Origin of the sequence: Carnobacterium sp. (genome assembly GCF_032094055.1) — a bacterium.
Lineage (GTDB): Bacteria > Bacillota > Bacilli > Lactobacillales > Carnobacteriaceae > Carnobacterium_A.
Genome location: NZ_DAMDAK010000108.1, coordinates 3097 through 6642, shown reverse-complemented (window position 1 = coordinate 6642; position 3546 = coordinate 3097). Strand labels below are relative to the sequence as shown.

The following is a 3546-nucleotide window of genomic DNA, read 5'->3' as shown; positions in this document are numbered from 1 at the left end:
ATGGCAGTGGTGACTAATTCACCGATGATGGTTAAAAAATCTTTTTGCGGCTCGATTTGCTTGATCTGACTACTGTGAATATAACGAATGCTACGTACAGGTATATTTACAGTAAAACAAAAGCCCCTTGTTCTGCGACTAAAATAGGGGTAGATATCATTGCCTTGATCTTTGAATTGCGATAAACCGAAAGAATCAAATTGTTCGAATAAATCAAGCGAAAGTGGTTCATCTTTTCGAATCCATTCATTTTCTTCTAAATAGCGCACAGTATAATAAAATTCAAAATGTTCTTTCGGATGCTTTGGAGCATTTTGTCGAATAAAATCACGGATTCCAACACTAAAAGAATAAGTAGCCTTATCCTTCTTTTCCGCTAAAAAAGAATAGCGTTCCCCCGTTTCTCTATGTAAAATATAAAATTCTTCTAATTGAGGTGTATGATAATCTGAGAGTGTCAAAGTAGTCATAATCGTATCGCCTTCTTTGTGAATTGAAAAAGAAGGATGTTTTATTTTTTTAGGTTCTTGCTGTATTGTTTCTTCTGGTTGATTGTCTTTGCTGGATGCCATAAATGAGTACCTCCAATATCGCGGAATTAGCGACGTATCACTAATTTTATCATACCAGTCTATATCCTTTGAGGCAAACGCTTTTCATCAAATACTAAGGAATTTAAGCAGAAAGCTAGAAAAGAGAAAACTTTTTAAAAAAAGAAAACCAAAGTTTGATATTTAGCACCTGAAAAGCACTTGAAAATCCCGTTGGACATTGATTTTTTTATCGACTTTTGCTTATCTTCTTTCTATATTATAAAAAAGAATTCTAGCTCTACCATTGACAATGAAAGTAGAGAGTTAAACCTTTTAACTAAAGCACATAAAATGCTCTTACCTACCGTATGGATAGAATTTTAATCTCTTTACAGTACTCAAAAAGGTTTTACCTACGATACTCTCATGTTTATTTGACTCATATGGTAGGTATTACGTGTTTACCTACCATATCCTGTATGTTTTTTACTCCATATGGTCTGCATCGTAAAGTTACCTGCCATACGGTTACCGTTCTAACTTTCATCTGGTTTTGAACAATTTTTATTCCCTCAAGTCAGATCTTTTCGGCTACAGTCAAAAAACACAAAATCATTGAATCTTCTGAGGTACTAAAAAAGAAGGGAGCCTACCATTTCTTTCTTTACCATTACTATCTCGAATATGCTAGAATATAAGAAACCGAAAGAAGTAAGAGTTAAGAAGGGAATGGATAAAATGTTAGTAGGAAAAATTACGGCTATAGGAGAAAATGCGGTTAGCCAAAAAGATCCAATCATTATCTTATTTGGAGAACAAGCAACAGAAGATCTTCGTTCAGTTTCAATTATTCAAGAATTTGAAGCAGATAAAAAAGAAGTTACCTTAAAACCAGGACAAAAAGTTTCCTTTGATGATCAAGACTACACGATTTTAGAAGTAGGAAGCTTGGCGAACGAAAATCTAAACACGATCGGTCACGTTACATTAAACTTTGCAGAAGTGCCAAAAGAAGACAAATTGGCGAATGGTATTTACTTAGAACCGTTTAAATTACCTGAACTAACAATTGGTACCACTATTTATTACGCGAAATAAGTCGTATGCTAAATCAAGCTGACTAAGGAAGTGTTGCAAATGGAACAAGAACAAGAATCAGTAAAAACGAAGAAATTCGTTACTTGGTTTTGGAAATGGTTTTTAGATAATAAAGTAGTAACGGTCTTGTTGGTATCCTTATTGCTGTTATTAAATGTCTTAGTTTTTTCAAAAGTTGCTTATATTCTCAGCCCGCTTAGAGATTTTTTTAGTGTTGTTGGATTACCGATTTTGATGGCCGGTATTTTATACTATTTAGTCAATCCTTTAATCGACTGGTTAGAAATAAAAAAGATTCCCCGTGTTGCGGCTATTCTGCTTATTTTTATCATTATTATTGCCTTAATTGTTTGGGGCGTAACCACCTTGATTCCAATTATACAAGAACAAACAGCGAGTTTGATTAAAAATTGGCCGCTTTATTGGGAGAGTGTAGTGTCGCAAGTAGATAGTTTATTAAGAAGTGACATACTTTCTCAATTTCAGCAACAAGTAAATGACATCAGTCAAAACATTATGTCTTCTGTATCAAAGCAAGTAACGAATGTCGTCAACACTACCGTTACAGGTATCGGAAATGTTGTTGGAGCAGTTACGAGCATTGTAGTCGCTTTGATCACCATGCCGTTTATTCTGTTTTACTTATTAAAAGATGGACGTAACTTGCCGTATCATATAATGAAAATTATCCCAACTAAATTTCGCTTGACAACGTATAATTTATTAACAGAAATCAATACGAAAATCAGTCAATACATCCGTGGACAATTAGTTGTGGCCTTTTTTGTAGCTTTAATGTTTTGGATCGGATTTGCTGCCGTAGGGATGGAATACGCTGTCACATTGGGAGTAATGGCTGGGTTCTTAAATCTGATTCCTTATCTAGGTTCGTTTTTAGCCATGGTACCGGTTGTGATCATTGCATTTGTTACTTCACCGGCTATGTTAGTAAAGGTTCTGATCGTTTTTGCTATCGAACAAACTATTGAAGGCCGTGTCATTCAACCGCAAATTCTGGGCAGCAACTTAGATATCCACCCTGTTACGATTATTCTCGTTTTACTGACTTCAGGAAAATTATTTAGTATTCCCGGGGTTATCTTAGGGATTCCAGGATATGCCATTCTAAAAGTCATCTTTGAATATTTGTTTAACTGGTATCAAAAGCACTCGGGACTATACGAACACGACTATAATCCAGCGAATGAACCGAGTGTGCCGATTGAAAAAAGGAAAAAGAAGAAAATCAAGAAGAGAAAAAAAGAGAAGTAAGAGAAGATGAGCAGCTGAAAATGCTAAGATTCTTAGCTTATTTCAATAATCTTGGTAGGTAACTAGATAGAGTTTTTATTTTTAATAGAGAAAAAAAGCCAGTGCGGATAATTAACCGCACTGGCTTTAATGTTTAAAAAGTTTCGCCTAAAGCAGTTGCTTTAGCCACTGCATCAGCAACGATTTGAGGAGCATCTTCTGGAGCATAATCCATTCCTTCTACGAATAGTTCATGAAAATCAGAAACGCCAATAAAGTTAAAAATAGTTTTGATATAGATACTCGCTGGGTCCTGTCCAGCATAAGTACCGCCGCTTGCTTGAATGTGCAGCGCTTTTTTATCAGTAGCTAGACCGACTGGTTGTCCCAATTCATTGTATTTAAATGTTTTTCCGGAAACGTTGATTGTATCTATCCAAGCTTTTAGACGGGCGGGTACATTTAGATTCCATAAAGGATTAGCTACCACTATTTTATCAGCTGCTAAAAAGTTAGCGGTATAATTACCGAATAAAGTGACCTTTTCTTGTTGAACTTCTGATAACTCGTCAAAAGGAGTGCCAGCGCCAAGAGCGGTCCAAGCATCAAGCAAGTTGCGGTCAATTTCTGGAACAGCCATATCGTATAAGTTAGTATCTTCTAT

General features: G+C 35.6%; 3 protein-coding genes and 1 pseudogene. 2 read left to right on the top strand and 2 right to left on the bottom strand.

The annotated features are described in order from the left end of the window. Positions 1-572, bottom strand: a pseudogene (locus RT405_RS12430) (CDP-glycerol--glycerophosphate glycerophosphotransferase); the annotation flags it as partial. A gap of 690 nt (positions 573-1262) precedes the next feature. On the opposite strand from RT405_RS12430, the gene RT405_RS12425 reads away from it, so the two are divergent. Together RT405_RS12425 and RT405_RS12420 are read left to right on the top strand one after the other, a co-directional pair. Continuing rightward, on the top strand, positions 1263-1631 hold the full coding sequence (locus tag RT405_RS12425) for a PTS glucitol/sorbitol transporter subunit IIA (protein WP_313470103.1): 369 nt from the start codon (positions 1263-1265) through the stop codon (positions 1629-1631). Positions 1632-1670: 39 nt separating this feature from the next. Continuing rightward, complete coding sequence (locus RT405_RS12420) at positions 1671-2903, top strand: AI-2E family transporter (RefSeq protein ID WP_313470101.1); 1233 nt, start codon at positions 1671-1673, stop codon at positions 2901-2903. A 133-nt stretch (positions 2904-3036) separates the two neighbouring features. On the opposite strand, the gene RT405_RS12415 is transcribed toward RT405_RS12420, so the two are convergent. Beyond that, positions 3037-3546: NAD(P)H-dependent oxidoreductase (locus tag RT405_RS12415; RefSeq protein WP_313470099.1), on the bottom strand; the 510-nt coding region annotated here is incomplete at its 5' end.